The sequence below is a fragment of the Okeania sp. genome (assembly GCF_983059655.1).
The window spans coordinates 1-20,573 of the sequence record NZ_CEZPJD010000048.1 but is presented as its reverse complement, the minus strand read 5'-3'; the positions used below and the strand labels follow the sequence as shown (position 1 = coordinate 20,573).

The 20,573-nt window shown below is 36.9% G+C and carries 12 protein-coding genes; 3 read left to right on the top strand and 9 right to left on the bottom strand.

Going from position 1 to position 20,573, the window contains the following annotated elements; translation table 11 throughout:
* Window positions 1-533: 533 nt before the first annotated feature.
* A complete protein-coding gene (locus AC3DU7_RS05185) occupies window positions 534-1,271 on the top strand; it encodes a winged helix-turn-helix domain-containing protein (RefSeq protein ID WP_488038287.1) in 738 nt (245 codons plus the stop codon).
* A 103-nt stretch (window positions 1,272-1,374) separates the two neighbouring features.
* Here the strand turns inward: AC3DU7_RS05185 and AC3DU7_RS05180 are convergent, their stop codons facing one another.
* From AC3DU7_RS05180 to AC3DU7_RS05155, 6 genes are all read right to left on the bottom strand, one after another.
* Window positions 1,375-1,632: a transposase gene (locus AC3DU7_RS05180; protein ID WP_488038288.1), complete on the bottom strand. Its 258-nt coding sequence runs from the start codon at window positions 1,630-1,632 to the stop codon at window positions 1,375-1,377.
* 627 nt (window positions 1,633-2,259) lie between these two features.
* On the bottom strand, window positions 2,260-3,192 hold the full coding sequence (locus AC3DU7_RS05175) for an RNA-guided endonuclease InsQ/TnpB family protein (protein ID WP_488038286.1): 933 nt from the start codon (window positions 3,190-3,192) through the stop codon (window positions 2,260-2,262).
* Between the two features lie 681 nt (window positions 3,193-3,873).
* Window positions 3,874-5,145, bottom strand: a complete 1,272-nt coding sequence (gene sbcD, locus AC3DU7_RS05170) for an exonuclease subunit SbcD (RefSeq protein WP_488038285.1) — start codon at window positions 5,143-5,145, stop codon at window positions 3,874-3,876.
* 1,476 nt (window positions 5,146-6,621) lie between these two features.
* A complete protein-coding gene (locus AC3DU7_RS05165) occupies window positions 6,622-8,928 on the bottom strand; it encodes a hypothetical protein (RefSeq protein WP_488038284.1) in 2,307 nt (768 codons plus the stop codon).
* A gap of 188 nt (window positions 8,929-9,116) precedes the next feature.
* The gene (locus AC3DU7_RS05160; RefSeq protein WP_488038283.1) at window positions 9,117-9,914 is read right to left on the bottom strand and encodes an alpha/beta hydrolase fold domain-containing protein; all 798 of its coding nucleotides are present in this window, start codon (window positions 9,912-9,914) and stop codon (window positions 9,117-9,119) included.
* Between the two features lie 513 nt (window positions 9,915-10,427).
* The gene (locus tag AC3DU7_RS05155; protein ID WP_488038282.1) at window positions 10,428-12,056 is read right to left on the bottom strand and encodes a peptide chain release factor 3; all 1,629 of its coding nucleotides are present in this window, start codon (window positions 12,054-12,056) and stop codon (window positions 10,428-10,430) included.
* Between the two features lie 709 nt (window positions 12,057-12,765).
* Between AC3DU7_RS05155 and AC3DU7_RS05150 the strand changes: the two genes are divergently transcribed.
* Entirely contained in the window at window positions 12,766-13,155 is a 390-nt protein-coding gene (locus AC3DU7_RS05150; RefSeq protein ID WP_488038281.1) for a DUF4870 domain-containing protein, read from the top strand.
* Window positions 13,156-13,653: 498 nt separating this feature from the next.
* On the opposite strand, the gene AC3DU7_RS05145 is transcribed toward AC3DU7_RS05150, so the two are convergent.
* The 3 genes from AC3DU7_RS05145 to infC form a co-directional block, all read right to left on the bottom strand.
* Entirely contained in the window at window positions 13,654-14,121 is a 468-nt protein-coding gene (locus AC3DU7_RS05145) for a Crp/Fnr family transcriptional regulator (protein WP_488038280.1), read from the bottom strand.
* 180 nt (window positions 14,122-14,301) lie between these two features.
* Window positions 14,302-17,334 carry a HEAT repeat domain-containing protein gene (locus tag AC3DU7_RS05140; protein ID WP_488038279.1) on the bottom strand — a complete coding sequence of 1,011 codons (3,033 nt, stop codon included), beginning with the start codon at window positions 17,332-17,334 and terminating at the stop codon, window positions 14,302-14,304.
* Window positions 17,335-18,146: 812 nt separating this feature from the next.
* Window positions 18,147-18,677 (bottom strand): translation initiation factor IF-3, encoded by a 531-nt coding sequence (infC, locus tag AC3DU7_RS05135; RefSeq protein ID WP_488038278.1) that lies wholly within the window; start codon window positions 18,675-18,677, stop codon window positions 18,147-18,149.
* A gap of 937 nt (window positions 18,678-19,614) precedes the next feature.
* Here infC and AC3DU7_RS05130 point away from each other — a divergent pair.
* Entirely contained in the window at window positions 19,615-20,565 is a 951-nt protein-coding gene (locus tag AC3DU7_RS05130; RefSeq protein WP_488038277.1) for an alpha/beta fold hydrolase, read from the top strand.
* Window positions 20,566-20,573 lie beyond the last annotated feature (8 nt).

Sequence of the window (20,573 nt, the reverse complement as noted above, 5' to 3'; positions counted from 1 at the left end):
TTTTACCCCTCCTATCGGAGCTATGAGTCAGCAAACGGCCGAAAGCTTGCCCATAACTATCGTTAACGCCCCTGCAGATTGTGTATAATTTGATATGCGTGTGTAAGTGCTGTATATGTACCAATTTTTCGGCTGATAGCTAGGGCGTGTCATTAAAAAATAATTTAACCTTATGATAACCTTAAGTTAACTTTTGTTTAACCTATTAGACATAATATAAGGACATCCAAGTTTTGTATCCAGCACAACAATGCAATATGGAAGTGGGCAATGCTTACTAACTTGATACTTATCCCAAAAAAGGACCAATGGCCTGACTATAGAGCAGGCCCTGCTATTTCTACCATTAGTATAGCAACAGCAATATTTCAAAGTCAGAATGCGTTGTATGAATGGATAAAAAATCCAGTGCTTTTAGCTGTTGGATGGTTGAGCATTAATTAAGTTAATTAGCTACAAAATTAGCGATCGCCTAAATATTCACCTCAGGCAATATTAATGATTTACTGTCAAACACATCAAAAGCGATATTTATGTTTTCCCCCGATCTAGGCAAAGATCTTTTCAAGCCTGGTATAACAACTAGCAAAGCTTTGCTATTAGAATCTGAAGAGCTATTTCGGGATATGTTAGCCTTAGCTCTAGAAGAACAAGGTTGTGAAGTAGTTATTGCTCCAGACGGACGTAGTGTAATTCCTACGGTTCAGAATTTTTCATCCATTCAAAGTGAACCTTCTTTCAATCTTCTAATTCTTGACTCAATTAATGGTTTAGATCTATGCCGGATGTTAAGACATCAAGGTAATTCAATACCAATCATGATTTTAGGAGCAAGAGGCAGTGCGAATAATTGTGCTTTCTATTTAGAAGCTGGAGCGGATGATTATTTGACTAAACCTTTTGGGATACGGGAATTTATGGCTCGTTGTCGGTCTCTGATGCGTCGCCAACGTCTAGGTCAACTTCCTCAACCAATTATGCTTCAATATAAAGATATAGTTCTTTATCCAGAAGAGTGTCGAGTAACTGTTAGATCTCAAGAAGTGAAAATTTCCCCCAAACAATTTCGCTTACTTGAGCTATTTATGAGTTATCCACGCAGAGTTTGGTCTCGTGAACAATTATTAGAACAAGTTTGGGGACCTGATTTTATTGGGGATAGTAAAACTGTTGATGTTCATATTCGTTGGTTACGGGAAAAACTAGAGTTAAATCCTAGTAAACCAGAGTATGTGATTACAGTTAGAGGTTTTGGATATAGATTTGGGTGACATACTCCCGACTTTGAGACAAGCTACAAAGCGGGCTTCTCAGCGACTCTACTATGTAGACATAAACTGAGCTAACAAGGAATGCCCGGCCTCTCCAATTGATTTAGAATAGGCTCAATTGAGTACCTTTATATGATTCAAATTTGATTGGTGGTAGCAAGTCTTTAATCAATACTTTGGCTCTATTTTTAATATTAATTGCAGCATTTAAGTCTCTACCAATTGATAAATTACAGTTAGGACATTGATGCTGTCTTTGAGCCAAAGTTTTCTTGACTTTATGCCCACAATTACTACATTCATTTGACGTTCCATGAGGTTTAACTTCTACAATTAACTGACCAGCTTTTTCCTCTTTCAGAGGAGCTTCGCTAACGGCTTTGTTAGTTAATATAGTCTTGAAGTTTCCCCTTTTGTAATTATCATTTCCGTATGTTACCCAGAGGAAGTCTGCTATTTCTTTCGTTCAAGGGCAAATTTTGAACCCTTATCCTACTGATTACAAGTAGGCGTTCGCTTTTTCCTCCATCCTTTATCCTCCAAGGGATTTGGCTTTGATTGCTCTTGGCTTACTAGCGGATTTCGACCTTTTCGCTAGACCTTGTAGGACTTATCCTGTTGTGTTATGTAAAGTTTTCGTTGTGGTTAAGATGGCTAACTCTTCTGCGACAGGGATTTTGTTTCCATTTATGAAAGAATGACGAGCTTTCATACCACCTGTTTACCTTTTGGTTAGAGCCTATCAGGGACTTTGGCTCTTTTCTGTATGACGCAGTTTAGTCATTAGCTTAGTCTATGTTCATCTTTCCACTTCTCCCTCTTGCTCCTGACCGATTTGTCCTATCAGCTTTGGTTACTTTTGGCGACTGCATTCCATCTATTTCATTACTTACTCTAAATGTGTCGTACCATTCTTGACGGATTACTCCATGAGGGTAGGGGATGGAAAACCCCTAGGAGAGTCGGCTCTCCGTTTCACACAACCAGTTCAGGTCGCACCATCATGTACAGACTTAGCTAATCTAGATTTAACCATGGCTTTGATGTTTAGCTTTTCTACTGCAATAATGTCATATTTAGATAATAAATTATTAGCAGTTTTAAAGTGAAAATCTTTTCTAGTATCAGCTACTTTTCTATGTTTCTTGGCTAATTGTTTAATTGCTTTTTGTCTACGTTTAGAACCTTTCTTTCTTCTGGACACTTTCCTTTGTGCTGACTTGAGCTTTCCTTCAGACTTTCTCAGGTATTTAGGAGCTGCAATTGATTCATTATCAGAAGTAACAAAGAAATCTATAAGACCTACATCTATACCTACCATTTCACCTCGTTTAATATCTGGTTTAATTTCAGGTACAGACTTGTCTTCTAAGCTGAAAGTGACAAAAAAACCATTAGATTTCCTAGTGACTGATACTGTTTTGATAGTAAATCCGTCTGGGATAGGTCTATGCACAATCACCTTAACATCACCAATTTTAGATAATTTGACTTTGTTATTAACAAAATGATGTTGTTTAAATTGAGGATAAGTAAATGTTTTATACTGACCTTTTCCTTTGAATCTTGGTTTACCTAATCGTTTACCATTAACATCGCCTTTTAACCATCTATCAAAAGCTAATTCAACTCTTTTTGACACTTCTTGTAATACTTGAGAATGAATTTCTTTATACCACGGTCTATCTATTTTTAATTGAGTTAATGACTTTTGCTGACTAAATCTTGTTGGTTGGTCTTTAAGAGCAGGAAGATGACATATCAGAGGACAAGAATTAATCGGGCAATGATTCTGCTCCCACCAATCAAACCTTTCTGCCAACATATAGTTATATTGACACCGCAACATATCTAATGTCTTGTTTATTTTTTCTGCTTGCTCTTTCGTTGGACGCAGCTTGTATTGGTAGGCTATTCTCATCTATCTTTTCCTTTTCGACCACATATTTATTATAATAGTTTGTATACATAAATGCAGCATATAATTATGAAAGAATCATTACATTGTCGAATAAGCAAAGAAAGATTAGATAAGTTGAGATTATATGCAGTAAAAAAACAGAAAACAATGACGCAGGTAATCAGCGATTTCATAGATAATTTACCTGATGATATTAAAGATAAACGTTTAGAAGTAGACAAAATGATTCAGGGCTAGGACGCATTCATCCCGACACCAAGTCAACTATGGTGCGGGACTTCTGCTAGACAAAGTTAAAAAAACTTTTCGGGTTATTTTTACCGAATAATTAAGGTAAAATGCCTCTCCTTTAAAGGAGAAACAAGCGGTCGTTTGCTTTGCAACGCTGGCGCGAAAAGCGGAGCTTCCCGTAGGGTGGGATGGATGGGTTTCCTAACCATATCCAATCGACCAAGAGAGAAAAAATTTTCCTTTTATTCAATCCTCTTCCTTTTAGGGAGAGGTAATTATCAATTATCCATTATGAATTATCAATTATTGAAACGCGTCCTATTAGTAAAGGTGAGGAAAAAGTGAGAATAGAAAGAGCAATTATTAGGCATCTCCAAAACCCAAAATAAAATCAATTATTATCCATAAATTATCAATTATTTCTCCCTGTTGCCTGTTGCCTGAAAATGTCTATTCCCTAAACAAACTTAACTGACTCTCAGAATTTTCTGCTGATAAATCTACTCCATCTGATAGTAATTTAGCCGCAGCTTCCAACATTTCTTCTTGAATATCTTGAATATCTTCCCTACTTTCTAAATAAGTTTTTAATGCTTTTAACGGATCGATACTATTGCCTTTTGCCAATTCTGGTAAGCGGGGTCTTGCTAACTGACTGACTAATTCTGGTTGAATAGTATAAGTATGTGCCTCACTTAAAGCTTGATGTAATACTCCATTATCAATCAAATCTAACTGCTCGGAACGTAACTGATAAATTAACCGCACTACAGCATCTTTTATCTGAGTTTTACTAATAGATTTTAACAATTCAGTTTGTGGATTTTCTGCTTCGGAAACGTTAATTTTAATAGTATAAAAATTTCGCACAGGCAAAGCACAAAAATCCCATTTTACTGCACCTTTTTCTAATTCAAGTAAAACAAAACCTTTCTCTTCTTTCTCTTCACTAAAATCTACTCTTTCAATACTTCCCGGATAAATAATGGGTGGATTATTAGACTTATTCAAATTTTGATGTTTATGAACATGACCCAAAGCTACATAGTCAAAACAATCACGATTTAACAAAGAAACAGGAATATTAAAACCTTTACCCACAGCTAAAAAACGTTCTGCACCTAAGCTCGCTCTATCTGCCATTAAATGAGCTAAAAGTACTGTCGGAATTTCTGGGTTTAATTGGCGAATTTCTGATTCTAATACTAACTTCAATTTTTCAATTAATAACTCATTAACTTTACCCATCGATAAACTTTCAGTCTCAGATTTTGTCATTAAACTAGAAGCAGTTAACCAAGGCAAAGTAATCACCTGAATAGCACCATTCTTAGTTTGAATATTGTGAGTTTCTAAGCGATCGCCTACCACTACTCCAGGCACTCCTAAAGTACTATAAATACCTAAACTTGCTCCTCCTTGGCCCTGGGAATGTTGGTCGTGATTTCCTACTAATAAGACTGTAGGAATTTTAGCATCTACTAAACGACGTAATTCACGAGAAAAAGCTTGTTTTATGTATGGTGCGGGAGTAGCATCTGGAAAAGCATCTCCTCCAAATAATACTAAATCTACTGGTTCGGAAATTGCTCTATCTATACAAAGTTTTAGACTGGAAATAAAGTCTTCGAGACGGGTGTTTAAACCTGTTTCTGGGTTGATACGACCATGGGAAAAACCACTGCCAATATGAATGTCGGAAAGATGGAGAATTTTAATCATTTTGTTTGATTTAGGGAGTAGGGAGTAGGGAGTAGTAATTTGGGAAATAGAGAAGTTACAACATGGATTTTTTACACTGATTTACGGATGATTGAGATGGAACATTTGTTTGAGAGAATAATGGAGTAGTAATTCGGGAAATCAGAAAGACAAAACACGGAGTTTTACACGAATTCACGGATGATTAGATGAAACATTTTGTTGGAGAGAATAAGGAGTAGTAATTTGGGAAGCTAAGGAAGGCAAAACACTGATTTTTGACAGGGATTCACGGATGATTTAGATGGAACATTGAATATAAATAACCTTAAGTTGATTAAGCATTTAGCTATTCCTACGGAATGCTACGCAAACAGCAATTAGTAATGAATAATTATTTCTGAGGTTTTATCCTGGTACTTTGACAGTAACTTTTTATTCTTTTTAAATTTCAAAGGTTGCTTTGACGTAGACCCAAAATTAATAGCTAATAGCTGACGGCTGTTTGCGCAGCATTCCGGAGTAAATGATTACCTAAATTCAAGAAAAAAGGGAAGTTGACATCCTCACCTCTGCAATAGGGAGGCTTGAAATGCAGAAATTTCTTTTTGATCCCCTTAAAAGGGGAGGCTTTAAACCAAGATTTTCGGTAAAATATAGATTTTTAATACGAATTTACAGATAACTAGATGAAATATTGAATAACATAAATTTCTATATTTATAGAAGCTCTAAAGGTGTCTTTTTCCTTGATATTCTTTTCTACAATATTTTTGATTGCACTTTAAACTATACTATTTTAGTTGAATAAAAAATCATGCATATAGGCGAGCAACCCCATCTAACTCTTAGAATATCACAAAAATTGTGACAATGGTAGTGAAAATCTTTTGACCCGCTGATTTTTTCAGGAGCTTTTGAGAATGAAAATATTGATAGTTTTCTGGTGAGTATAAATGGAGGTCAAGCTATTTGCTTTTAGAAGCTTCACAAGATGAAAATATTTCTGGTATTGCTCCTGAGACAACTTTGTGAATCTATCAGCAAACTTAGTTGAATAAAAAATCATGCATATAGGCGAGCAACCCCATCTAACTCTTAGAATATCACAAAAATTGTGACAATGGTAGTAAAAATCTTTTGACCCGCCGATTTTTTTTAGGAGCTTTTGAGAATGAAAATATCCGTAATTCTGTATTGCCTAAGTTTTTAGAGATACCTTCAGAGTTTCTATATGGCGCTACGCGCTAGGGAATAGGGAATAGGGAATAGGGAACAGGGAATAGTAGACTGTCAAAGGTTTTTAGGATTGGGAAATGTCCTAACCTTAGTACGTAGTGCTATATAGCCTTTCTCACGATTTGGAAGTACACCTATCCCATTGTTTCCTGTCTCGTGACTCTTCCCCCTGCTAAAAGACTTTTTCAGCAAACCCTAATTAGCAATACTTTGATGTCTAGGTTTACAGACCAAACCCCTATAGACTCTATAAACAGCTTACTTTCTCAAAACAACTCTATCTTCACTAAACAAAATTATCCTCTCCCCAACTTTAACCTCAGCATTTAAACCACTACCCAAAATCTCAAGGTCCGGAATCACATCATTTTGCACAGTCATCACCACAAAAAAATTCTCACCCCCACTAACCAATATTTTCCGACCCCTCTGAGTCTCCTCAACATCAACCTTAACCTCAGCAGGCGTAACAAAAGTTGCCCTCATCGTAGCCCCAGAATCAGCTTTTAACAGAAAACCATTATCCTCAACAACCACCTGCTCCTGAGTATGCATCACCCAAACTTTCTCCGGCGTATCCCCAGAAAACCTATCCACCACCACAAACAAACCAGGTACGCCCGACACCCCACTATAGTCAACAGCAAAAGACCGCAACAACTCAAAACCATTATTTTCAAACACATTATCCATACCCATACTCACAACCCCCGACCCATCTATCTCCGCCTCAAAAAACCTTGGTTGAGCAGCTCCTTTTCCAGGCATCTCTCCCACAACCACAACATTTTCATCCCCTCTTTTACCATTATCAGGGCCAGCACTCGCCCAACGTCCTCCCAAACCCCAAATGCGGAAACCACCAGCTTCCGGAAATGACCACGAACTTTTCAAAGGTTGTTGCTTCAAATAAATACTTGCCAAAAAATCATTCTTATCCCGCCACTCGTTACGAAACAGATAAAAACCTTTTTCATCATCCACCAATACCCGCCCAAATACCTTTGCTGGATTTTTTGGTCTTAAACCAGTAAAAAAATTAAAATTCAACAATCTTTCCACAAAACCTTCCGGCGAACCATCCGAAACACCCATTAAACTCTCAGGATAAGCCTCCAGGATAAAAGCAGCCTCATGGGGGAAATTCATATGAATACCAAAAGAGCGATCGCCCTCCCAACCAAAATGACGATTAAAAAACCACATCACCCCAGGCAAAAATTCTTCTGGTACGCTATTCCATCCGAGAGAAAATAGCGACTTTACCGGAGCCAGACGATGACGCCCGTAAGTAGGCACCGACACATCACCCTTTTCCCCAACTATCCGCATCACATAGTGAGACAAAAACCATTCCGCATTAGAATTTTTCACCAAATCTTTGCCCAGAACATTTTCATAAGCTTGAAAAAATGGTAGAAGCGTTAATTTCCAAGGTTCAATAGCATAAAGGTCTCCCTCAGTACCAAAAGAGCGATCGCCTACTGCAGTATCAACATAACGCTGAATATTCCGTTCAGAAATTTTCAACAGTCGTCTCACATCAGTAGGTTGAGAAAAAAACTGTTTCGGTTCAGATAAAATAGCCAATGCTGCCAAACCCGCAGCCCCCCGCGCCCTGCCATTCCAATTACTCCAAGCAGTCGGGTTCCAACCTTTACCACGAGTACCTGCAATTAAGAGATTTGTCTGTTGGGCTAACCAGTCTGTAATTTTTTGTACCCGTTGCTCACTCCAAGCGTTATAACAGAGGTCGTAGGCCAGGGCGACACCTGCCACAATAGGGGCGTGTTCCAACAATCGTGGGCCAGGGTTATTCAGGGATTTTTCTACTATTTGCCATCCTGTCTCTGCTGCTTGAGGGTCATCGTTTAATAGGGATAGGAAACAATGACCTGCTGCATGATATCCACCATTGGGAACAAATGCTTCATAATATATTTTTTTTTGGAGAGTATTTTCGAGTCTAGCCAAAATAGCTTTACCCATAGGAGTATTGGCTTTTTCTCGTAATTCTGCAAGTTGATTTTGACGGAAAATTAGCCGTGGATGCTCTCTGGCTGAGATGGGTGTGTGGTTTGATATTTTTCTGGGGGAATAGGGTGCAATATTTCCTGTAACTTTTCCACTGACAAGTTGTTGATTAAAGGTGCCTGAATAATTACCAACTATCTGTTGTTTATCTTTTTTATCAGTTTGTAATTCGATTAAATATTTAGCTATTCCACCGCTGCTCCAAGGGTCAGGATTAATATTTATTTTTACTTCCAATTGCCAGGTATTATCTTTTTTGATAATGTCAACAATACCGTCATGGTCTGCTTGATTAAATGTTGGAGCAAAACCCCATATTTCTGTTTCGCATTGGAATTTTTGACAAACTAAATCTAAGGTAATATCTTGATAGGTAATATTTTTTTCTGCTTGTTTCCATAGTGCATTGTCTAGGGTGATACTAATATCTCCTGATAAATTTGCTGTGATTAATTTTTCTCTAGAAAATTCTGCAATTCCTACAGTTAGTAAACATATAATTGATAGAATAATAATTGTGTTTCGTTTCATTATACCTCTCCGGAAATTAAGATTTAACAACCTTGTTATAGTGGTTTCAGGTAGATTATAGTAGATGTCTATTAGATATCTCCTATAATAAAGAATCAAATCAATTATTCCGCATAAATCATCAATTATTTCTCCTTGCTGCCTGCTCCCTCTTTTCTGGAGATGTCTGTTGTTGAATGAAGACTAGCTTAGTAATTTTCCAATTTTTTATTAACTACGTGGGTATCCAGAAATTTGTGAATAGTTTCGTAGATATCCAAAATTTCATCCCTCGTAAAATTACCATGACCACCATTAGGAATAGTAATTAATTTATTGGGAACTTTTAGTCGTTCTAAACCTTGGTGAAGCTGAACAGCTTGACTGTATGGAACGACAGTATCAGCATCACCATGTATGCTAATTATTGGTGGTAAATCACTTCTTAGGTAATTAAGGGGAGAAACACGCTCGGCAATTTCCATGCGGTCTTTAGCGCTTCCCAACCACTCTAGTGCATAGGATTTCATATTTTCTCCTTCAAGCAAATCTCCTACATCCGTAATGCCATACCAATTGACAATTGCTGCTACTTTTAGTTCTTCATTACCGGGACATTGACTATCAAAACCACTAGCAGTTAGCATACCTGTAGTCAGAGCAAGATGACCACCAGCAGAATCACCAGATACAACAAGTTTGTTAATATCAAAACCATATTTACCTGCTTGTCGAATTACCCATCTAAGAGCGCAAAGGCAATCTTCGACGGCAGCAGGTGCATGAGAAACATTAGCTAATCGGTATTGGACATTAACTACTGCCCAGCCCATTTTCAAATAAGGTAATAGATTAAAGAGGCGACTTTCTTTTGTGCCAGATACCCAACCACCGCCGTGAAAGTAAATTAATGTTGGAACTGGTTCTTTGGTATTTAGTCGTTTATAAACATCAAGCTTTAATTCAATATTGTTAACCTCTAGGTAAGTAATATTTGGAATTATCATTGTTAAAATTAAGGTTATATATTGTTTAGCTATTAAAAATTAATAATTAATAATTGCCTTTACCTTTTTATGGCACGATTGATGCTTAAGAAAAAAAAATATCCTTTAAAGGAAAGGCTTAAAAGCTGAATTATTTAATTATTAATTGAATAGATAATAGTTGATATTTATGATGCTAAAATCTTTAATACCTGAGAATATTTAGCTCACTTTGCTCGAAGAATAAAGAAGAAAAGTAATATGTAAGCATTAAGTTGTTAACAGTCAGCTATAAGAAAATAATGAATAATTCCTTTTAAGGTTAAAGTAACGTACTGTAGCAGTAACTTTCACGGTTGATTCCGCATGAATGAGGTATACCCATGACAGGCAAGATGCCTGTGATACAAGGGTTTTATATTTAATATTTGTACCTCAAATACCTGGAAACTGTTGTAATTATTTTTCAATTGCTTTTGCTAAATGCTTACAGTAAAATCAAAAATTCCTCTTTATCTTCTTCATTTCATCCTTTTACAAAGATTCTGGTTCTTGACCAGAAACTACTGGTGCAGTAGTATTCAATTTTAATTCTGGATGTTCAGACTCTACTTGTTGACAATTCCACTCATTTTTGAACAATAAAACAGGTCGTCCCCAGCTATCTTTTACAGCCACAGTATTAAATAACCTCCCAACTTGTCGCAGTACATCCCAACCAGAATTAACCCAACGCGCCACAGTAAAAGGCAACATTTCCAAATTAGTTTCAACTCCATATTCATTTTGCATTCGGAACTGAACAACCTCCAATTGAAGTTGCCCAACAGCAGCCAAAATAGGGTCTCTTTTTGCCTCATCCGCAGAGTACATAATTTGTACAGCACCTTCCTCTCGTAACTCATTAACTCCCTTCCGAAATTGCTTAAATTTAGAAGGATTAGGATTTCTTAAATAAGCAAATATTTCTGGTGAAAAACAAGGAATACCTTCATACTCTAATTTCTTGCCATTATAAATAGTATCTCCTATAGCAAATACCCCTGGATTATTTAAACCAATTATATCCCCTGGATAAGCAGTTTCAATAGAATCTCTATCTTGAGCAAATAACTTTTGTGGGCGAGATAATCTAACTGTTTTACCTGTTCTGGCATGACTAACAGTCATATCTTTTTCAAATCTTCCCGTGCAAACTCGAATAAATGCCACCCTATCTCGGTGTTTAGGGTCCATATTCGCCTGCAATTTAAACACAAATCCAGTAAAATTTTGATAAGTAGGAGAAATTTCACCTACTGTACTTTTATGAGTACCCGGTTTTAGAGCATATTCTAAAAAAGCATCTAAGAATAATTGCACCCCAAAATTAGTCATAGCACTGCCAAAAAATACAGGTGTCATTTCACCTTTATGTATCTGTTCCAAGTCTAAATCTGAACCTAATTCCTCCAGCAATTCTATGTCTTCTTTAAGTTGATAATAAAGATCTTGTTCCAGTAAGTCTTCGATACGAGGGTCGCCCAAATTTACTACCGTATTTCTTGCAGCTTTACTACCATGAACACTACGCTCAAATAGATGAATTTCTTTCTTTCTCCTATCAAAAACTCCCTTGAAGCGATCGCCCATACCTATAGGCCAATTTACAGGATATGTTTTTAAACCCAATTCCTTTTCTATTTCATCCAAGAGTTCTAAAGGTTCTCTTCCTGGTCTATCCATCTTATTAAAAAATGTAAAAATGGGTAGTTTTCGCATCTTACATACTTCAAATAATTTGCGAGTTTGAGGTTCTAAACCTTTAGCAGAATCTTCTAACATTACAGCATTATCTGCTGCAGCTAAAGTTCTATATGTATCTTCACTAAAATCTTGGTGACCAGGAGTATCTAAGAGATTAATTTGACAGTTTTGATATTCAAATTGTAAAACAGTTGAGGTAATAGAAATACCCCGTTGTTGTTCCATTTCCATCCAGTCAGAGGTAGCATGACGTTGCGCTCTTTTAGCCTTTACTGCACCAGCTTCATGAATAGCACCTCCATATAACAAAAGTTTTTCTGTAAGAGTAGTTTTACCCGCATCAGGATGAGAAATAATTGCAAAGTTACGCCGTTTATCTACGGCTGTTTGCAATTCAGTTTCAATTTCAATGGACATTATTTAGTTTAACCCCTAAAATATGCAACAGTTAATCATATTATATATTTATCTAGAATATAGCGTTTCTCAAATTAGTGAGGTACAGTTGTTTTTATTTTTCTACTCCCTACTCCCTACTCCCTACTCCCTACTCCCTAAAATTAAGGGTTTTTGTACCTTACCAGTATGAGAACTGCTATAAAATATTTAATATATTTATAATTATCAAATAATCCACACTCAAAGTACTATATATATCGCCTTAAAATAAAAAACAAATAAATAGAATTAAACAAATTAAAACTAAATAATTGAATAATTTATGCTCAAAGGCAAGTTGTAAACATTCCGCAGGAAATGCTTACGATCGGAGTTTTAGTTTGTGGACATCATACTTCATGTTTAATTGAAATCCCTATCCATCAGAAAACAAAACAAACAACAGAGCTATAATTATACTTAAGTCAATTTCATAACCACTAAATTACTGGCCTATGCCTCTTGTTCTTTGGTGTGAAAAAACAAATATCTAGGGTTTGCGTATGGAAAGTCTTTTTACTCTTTGTAGGAGACAGGAGAAATGTGTATGGGAGCGAGGAAGCAGTAGAAAGAATTATCCCTTGATTTTTCTGCAATAGTCAGTCCAAAATCCTAACTTTTTGAGCTACCGACAACGAAAACCTTGTACTTTTTCAATACCTAAAAAGGCACTTACCTTTATCAGTCAATGCGCGTGATATTTAATCAGCAAGCCCTATCTAATTTGAATCAGGAGAAATATTTAATGGATGCTGACAAAAGAAAAATTCTATCAGTTTTATGTCATGGAGCAATTTTCTTGAGTACAACTATTATATCTGTAGGAATACCAATAGCTATCTTATTCTTAACTGATGATTCAGTTGTAAAAACTAATGCTAAAGAATCTTTGAATTTTCATATTAATATTTATTTTTACGCTCTTATATTCGGTATATTAACCTCGTTACTTATTGGTTTTCCTTTATTAGTTTTGTTAGCAATCATTAGTTTTGTTATGCCAATTATTGCCATTCTCAATGTGATGAATAATCCGAATAAGCCTTATAGTTATCCATTTATTTTTCGTTTATTCTAGTCATATAGTCACAATTTTGTAGCCTTACATTTCCTGTCTAGCTTGTGTACTATAGCACTACAAGAATTGCTTAGGGCATCTTTTAATCCTAAAACCCTTTTACCGAAGAATCGTGGGTATGCGCCTCCCCTTTTAAGGGGATAAAAAAAAATAATTCCGTACTTCAAGCCTCTTGCTTTCCTACGGAATGCTCCGCAAACAGCTAGAGGTACTGATAACTGAAATGACAGTTTGCTATTCCCTATTCTCTAGCACATAGTGCTATAAGAAAAAATATAGAAATCAGGAATCAGTTGTAAGAATTGAGATGTTCCTTAAAAGTATAGAATATAGCAATTATTATATTCAGATGATACATTTTTTCTTCTTCTCTGTTCCCTATTCCCTGTTCCCTAAAAGTTTTCAATATCTCACAACTCAAATCATATTGCTTTTTTATGATAAAAACTATGTTGGTTTTGCTTAGACAAAACCAATTTACTGAGTATTTTTAGTAAACTAACGAAACTCGGCCACTTTAGTAGTAGCCATATTATTTTCCCTGGCATTAAGTTTTTGATTAAGTTCACGAATACGACGAGACAATAAACGAATAATATTAATAGCAATATCCGGTGTTTCATCAATTGCATCATAAAGTTGCATTTGAGTTAACATCAAACACTCACAAATTTCTAAAGTAGTCACAGAAGCAGAACGAGGTTCAGCATCAAACAAAGACATTTCACCAAAACAAGCTCCTTGCTCTAACCTTGCTAACTCTCGGTCTGCCAAATGAACTTTAACTTTACCAGATACCACGATATAAAGAGACCTTCCCTCTTGCCCTTCAGTAAAAATACTATGACTATTAGGAAAAGATAGCTCATCCATAACAGAAGCTAAACGTACTAAGAAATCATCTCTTAATTCTCTAAAAATTGGCACAGCTCTAATAAATAAAAGACGCTCTACACTGGTCAGCATAACCTTTACACCCTTCCCTTTGATGAATAAATAAATTTAATAATCATGTTTTTTTGAGTAAATTTTAATGGTTATATTATGTCCGGATAATTAGCGAGCAAAAAGACTTTTTCAGCAAACCCTAATTATTAATTATTAATTATTAATTATTAATTATTGAAGACAACTACCCTGCTATTATTAACCAATCCCAAATTCAACAATCATTTGTTCTACTTGAGCAGCTACCAGAGGATCTGGGTCACTTCTCAAATTAGGCAATAATTCAACCAAAGCACGTTGAGATGCCATCCGTAAATAAGCTAAAGCCGCCTCCCGCACAAAACCTGTAGGATGACGCAAACAAACCAGAGTTTGCTCCGCAGTTAAACCCCAACGAGCTGCACGAGCCATCTGTAAACAACAAGCCAAGGCCCAATCAGAAAGAAAATGACGTAAATCTAGCATATGCCGTAAACGTTCGCTAGGAGCCATTAGTTCATAAACCACTATCTCAGACAAACTACTTAACTTTTCCTCATAACTGTGTTGCTCCAAAATATCAATCAGCGATCGCTTACAGGAAATATCCACAGTATTATCTAAAATTTCTAAACCACGGGCTAAATTTGAACGTGATTCAGACTTAATATTAAAAGCTGCTGCCTGAATAGCTCCTAACGGATAGAGAAACTTCATTAATAAGAAACACCGTTCTATAGCATCTAACTCCAGCAATTGTAATGCCCGCAGTAACATTTGTGTATAATCAGTAGTCAGTTTTCCATTAGCTTCCTCTACTATAGGAGATAGAGCAGTAGTAGAAGTCATATCCACTCCAGACAAATCTACTATAGCTCCATAAACCTGCCCCAGAAACATCAACTCTTGCTCAATTAAAATTTCTACTCCGCTACGACCTACCCGTTCAAGCACCCCCTCAATTCCAACTTCCCCTGGCATTGTCAACAGCCTTCGCATAATATTACGGCGTGTCATACCCCAAGTCGTCATCATTCTGTTTACCAGAGCATCCAGGGCTTCAATTGTACCAATTTCACCAATAGCATTCCAAGCCTGTAATCTGGCCAATTCTGACTTATGAGCATCATCTGCCAACTTTACCAACATCGGAATCCCATCATTACCTAACCTAACCAACGCTTGTAATGCAGCTTCTCGAGTTGATTTGTAAGACAAACCTCGCAATAAAGAGGGATAGTAGCTTTCCAAATGAGTAGCAGCAATGACATCCATGCAATACTTTCGCACTCGTAAAGATTCATCCTGTAATAAACTAGGAACATACAATCGTAGCCCTTGCAGATAATCTGCTTCACCCAAAGCACGAACACCCATCACTCTTTCTTTTTCCAGTTTGGAAGTAATCATCCTGCGTAAAACATTAGTAGCTTCAGCTTTTTGTCCTCGATCGCCTCTACGCATAATTAAAGCTGCTGCAGTACCTCTTACCACTGGATCTACTGAAGGTTGTAAATAAAGTCGTATTTGATTAATATCTGGCTCTGATTCTGTCAGCCAAATATAGCGTAACGCTAAAGCCAATACTTCTGGCGGTACTGATGTCTGAGCTAGGGAACGTACTTCTTCTAGATAAGTTGGGTTAGGATGATTCAACATTACTTCCAGACTTTGACGTTGTAATTCAGATGACATCACCGGCAAAAGTGGAGCCAATATTTCCCCTACATTTTTTTTATCTATTTGACTGAGCAACTCAATACAGGAACGTTTATCTTCTTCCGATGTACCTTTTTCCAAAGTTTCTACTACCGAGCGCTTCAGTGCCCGCATATCTACATCTAAAACACCAAGTCTTCCTTTACCAGCGCTTCTTACTAGCAAGCCTACATATTGGCTTCTAATTAACCATATTACTCCCAGCCATATGAAACCAAATATCAGAATTGCTATAACAAATATCAGACCCTGTCGGTCTTGAAACCCACTTTGACTAGGATTTAATATTAATCTACATAACCAGAGAATTGCTAGTATTATTAATCCACTCAAGCCTGTAGAAAATGGTTCTGCCACCCCATTTACCATTGTTTGAGCATCACTACGAATATTTTCAGGTAGAGGTTGGAATAAAACAGGTCCAGTAGTTTCAATTAATGTATAGTGTAGTAACTCATCTAAAAATCTCAGAATTACTAATCCGATAAATACTGAAAATAATCCCGTTATCGCACCTGTAAAAGAAAATAAGCCTAAAGCTATTGCCCCTATTGGTAGTACCATTGCTGTACCAAAAACTCCAATTCTTTCTACCAGACGACTAGAGGCAAACCATTGAGTTGCTACTTGGCAGGTACTCAAAACTCCCTCAAACAAGCCTAAGAAAGTTGCTATTTGACTTGCTCCATCAGTGGTTGGGTTTTGTAGTTCTAGTTGATAAAAGAATTGAAAGTCTATTAATACATAGAGAACTTCTGCTATTACAAAGAATGTGATTAATGGTAGTATATAACCTTGTAGGGGTCCTTGGATGTTCCGAGTAGAAAATTCTTGTTCGTCTTCTTCTGGTATCCAACGGCTAGAGTCTGGAAAAGATTGTTGATATTTTTCTGATAAAAATAATAGTATGCCTGAGCCAAATACTATCATTAATCCAGATATTATTGTAACATTACTCAATCCAGCAAATAATAGTACTAAAGGTAGAGAAAATCCACTAATTACTCCTGCTACTAAAAAACCACTACTAATTATTGGATATGTTCGCTTAATTTCTCTGATGTTAAATAACTGATTAGCTGTGATTGAGGTATTCAAATCGTTGAGCAAATAACAAGCTTCTACCCACAACCACATCATAAAGGTAGTCAGAAAAGCTAAACTCAAACCAGCTATCTGTACACTTTCAATACCAATACCAAACCGAAATAAAAACAGAGGCGCTGCCATTAGCAATAGAATTACTACTATTACTCGACGCAGAGGCATGATTTTTTGTAGCCAGGAATAGACAAAACCCAGACCTGAACCTATAACAGCACTGGCAATATATATCCATGGTAGTTTATCAGCACCATACTGGTCTAAGAATAAACTAACTGTACTTAGTTCTAACCAAATTAATCCTACAGAAGTAAGAGTATATACTGCAAACACTAGCAAGGTTCGCTCTACTTCCTCAGAACGGAGATTTAGGGATATTAGCAGTTTATCTCCTAATCCTGTGTAATTTTTCAAACTTCTCTGTTCCATGAATTTGCTGAATTGAACTTAAGTGTATACTTAGGGCTTGCTGATTAATTCTTGCGCATATTGACTGATAATGACTTTAGCGTTTTTGGGTTGAAAAAAGTACCAGCTTTTCGGTGGCAAGAGCTGCTTAACGAAGTCAGAAGTCAGAAGTTAGAAGTCAGAAGTTAACCCCCTCCCAAGAGGATTTGAGCAAGACTCCAAGAATATTTCGCCTTAAAAGGCGAGGTTTTAGACCCAATTATTTTGATAAAACTAGTGCCACTACGCGGAAGTCAAAAGCGAGTGTGTAATTCTGAGGTCCCCTTTCCTCCGGAAATGCTACACAAACAGAATGTAAGACACACTTCATTACAGTCAAAAATATTGATTGGTAGAGCTTTTAGGATTTTGTAACTGGTTAGTTATTTCTGCCACCCTGCACTAGTACTTTGGGATGATTATGGTAGAAAAATTGTCCCTCAATTTTTCCGACTACTATTAATTCCCTTTTCTCCTGACTTCTGACTCCTGTAGGGGCGATTTCCATTCCGGAATACTTTCCAACGAAGATGCTTTACAAACGTAAACGCATTTGCGGAGCATTCCGTAGGAAATCGCCCCTATTGACCTCTTCCCCTCACTCATAAGAATTTTTCAGCAAACCCTACTTAACAAAGTATACTTCTTGCCAATAGTTTAAATCCCCTCCTGAAAATTCTCAGGAGAGGAATATACTTAATTTATTAAGTAGAACGGAGAGCTAGCTTCACCCACTAACAGTTAACTAGTATTATCCTACACTTTGGAGTTATCAATGCCTTAACTATCCTGCTTTACTTTTTAGGAGATAACAACATCATCATACTGCGTCCCTCTCTCTTAGGAGCTTGTTGAACCTCTGCTAAATCTTTTAGGTCTTCTTTCATCCGCATCAATAATGCTTCTGCAAGATTACTGTGCTGTATTTCCCGGCCTCGGAACATAATAGTGGCCTTAACCTTATCACCTGATTCCAGAAAACGCTTTGCATGAGATAAGCGAACATTATAGTCATGCTCCTCAATTTTATAGCGCATCTTTACTTCCTTAACTTCTGCGTTATGTTGCTTCTTTTTGGCCTCTTGTGCTTTCTTTTTCTGCTCAAATATGTACTTCCCATGGTCCATTATTCTACAAACCGGTGGGTCAGCTTTATCACTGACCATAACCAGGTCTAGTTCTTTTTCTCTGGCCATTTGCAACGCTTCTTCTGTATCCATAATTCCCAGTTGAGCGCCATCTGCATCAATGGCTCTGATTTTAGGAACTCGAATATTGTTGTTAACTTGAGGGAGATTACGATTATTTCTTTTTTCGATTGGCATTAATTGGTATATTTAAAACGATTGTTTAGAGGGACATTTATAGTAAATCAGGCTACACTTTTTAGGTTATGGGTTTGACACTCTCACCGTTAAATCTAAGGATTATAACGGGATATTCTTTTTTTGCTGGCGCAAAGCTACGCTAACACAAATTCTTAACTAGATAACAAATCAAACAGACTGAATTGCATCCCAGTTAGACCATCTCCACAAGCTTTTTTTGCTCCGTTTTTACGCTGAGGGAACCTCAGTGCAGGCAGTGCGCTTTTATTCAACCGTGTGTCCCACGGCTATTGATAAGATTATAACGCCAAAAATGTTTCGCCTATTGGTGACATACTCCCACACCCTTGCTGACGCGCATTGTGTGGGCTTCTCGTTTCGTAGTCCTGCTACTGCATCGGACTCCACGAGCTTTAAGGACGGGATGCCCCGCCACCCTTTTTCTAATTATTTTTCTGGTTGAAATTTATGAGGGGCTGTCTGCGTGGATTTCCCGCACAGTTTACAAGCCCCGTCTCACTATCAAATCAAAGATAATACGGGAGTCCTCTTTCAAGATTTACGATAGGCCTACAGGCAATAATAATATCACAAATTAAGGCTTTTATGCAAGTCCCGTTAGTTTGGCAATGATATTTAGATACTCGACTCTCTAAAGATCATAGATAAATAATGCTGGCACTAACAGTAATGTATCTGGCACTTTGCAAATCTTAATATTTAGGGAATTTTTAACTATACCAATTATTAAAAGTAGTGCTATACTTGGACAATACTTCTGTTGTCAACTAATAGGCACAAGCCCAATCACTTTTTTGCTAATTTTAGCTAGGTTAATGTTAATTATTCTTATATTTGCTACTCCCCTACTCCCCCACTCCCCTACTCCCCTGCTCAACAAAATGTAGAAAAGTTTTCGAGAAAAAGTATTATTATGGTGGGCAATACTACTAGCAACTGGCAAAAAAAAATAGGTAGTCAAAGGGACTGGGTATGGCGAGGGTGGCAGATTCGTTATACTTATGTTCGATGCCAAAATAAAGACAAAACTTTAGAAGGCCATAACTTAGAAAACCCCCCTATTTTACTGCTGCATGGTTTTGGAGCATCAATAGGCCATTGGCGACATAATATAAATGTACTCAGCGAAAAACATACAGTTTATGCGCTAGACTTAGTAGGCTTTGGTGCCTCTGAAAAAGCGATCGCCAACTACGATGCTAGTTTTTGGGTAGAGCAGGTGTATGAATTTTGGCAGACTTTTATTCAAGTACCTGTAATATTAGTTGGTAACTCTACCGGTTCATTAGTGTCTCTAGTAACAGCTGCAACTTATCCAGATATAGTTGCATTGCTGATCATGATTAATTTACCCGATCCAGCAGCTCAGGCCGAAGCAATTCCACCTTGGTTATTACCCACTGTTGAATTCGTTCAAAATATTGTTGCTTCCCCAATGTTATTAAGGGCTGCATTTTTTGTAGTTCGTAGACCCTCTATTATTAGTCGTTGGGTCAAAATTGCCTATAGTAATCCCGACCGGATCACAGAAGAACTTGTAGATATATTAGCTGGACCGCCAAGCGATCGCGGTGCAGCCCGTGCCTTTTGTATTTTATTTAAGATTATGGGTAGTACAAAATTAGGCCCCAGTGTGAAAGCTTTACTTCCTACTCTGGAAACTCCCATGTTATTGATTTGGGGTAAGCAAGATTTATTAGTTCCTCCCAAATTTGCTAATCCCAGTCAGTTTGTTCAGCTTAACCCCCGTTTAAAATTAACAGAAATTGATAATGCTGGCCATTGTCCTCATGATGAATGTCCTGAAATAGTTAATGATTTAATTCTTGATTGGATTGCTCAACAAAAGCAGCAATATACATAGCTAGAAAA

What these genes read in the sequence shown, in the direction of transcription:
- AC3DU7_RS05165 (WP_488038284.1), bottom strand. Translation starts at nt 8,928, where the DNA reads ATGAAACGAAACACAATTATTATTCTATCAATTATATGTTTACTAACT.
- AC3DU7_RS05160 (WP_488038283.1), bottom strand. Translation starts at nt 9,914, where the DNA reads ATGATAATTCCAAATATTACTTACCTAGAGGTTAACAATATTGAATTA.
- AC3DU7_RS05140 (WP_488038279.1), bottom strand. Translation starts at nt 17,334, where the DNA reads ATGGAACAGAGAAGTTTGAAAAATTACACAGGATTAGGAGATAAACTG.
- AC3DU7_RS05150 (WP_488038281.1), top strand. Translation starts at nt 12,766, where the DNA reads ATGCGCGTGATATTTAATCAGCAAGCCCTATCTAATTTGAATCAGGAG.
- AC3DU7_RS05145 (WP_488038280.1), bottom strand. Translation starts at nt 14,121, where the DNA reads ATGCTGACCAGTGTAGAGCGTCTTTTATTTATTAGAGCTGTGCCAATT.
- infC (WP_488038278.1), bottom strand. Translation starts at nt 18,677, where the DNA reads ATGCCAATCGAAAAAAGAAATAATCGTAATCTCCCTCAAGTTAACAAC.
- AC3DU7_RS05130 (WP_488038277.1), top strand. Translation starts at nt 19,615, where the DNA reads ATGGTGGGCAATACTACTAGCAACTGGCAAAAAAAAATAGGTAGTCAA.
- AC3DU7_RS05155 (WP_488038282.1), bottom strand. Translation starts at nt 12,056, where the DNA reads ATGTCCATTGAAATTGAAACTGAATTGCAAACAGCCGTAGATAAACGG.
- sbcD (WP_488038285.1), bottom strand. Translation starts at nt 5,145, where the DNA reads ATGATTAAAATTCTCCATCTTTCCGACATTCATATTGGCAGTGGTTTT.
- AC3DU7_RS05175 (WP_488038286.1), bottom strand. Translation starts at nt 3,192, where the DNA reads ATGAGAATAGCCTACCAATACAAGCTGCGTCCAACGAAAGAGCAAGCA.
- AC3DU7_RS05185 (WP_488038287.1), top strand. Translation starts at nt 534, where the DNA reads ATGTTTTCCCCCGATCTAGGCAAAGATCTTTTCAAGCCTGGTATAACA.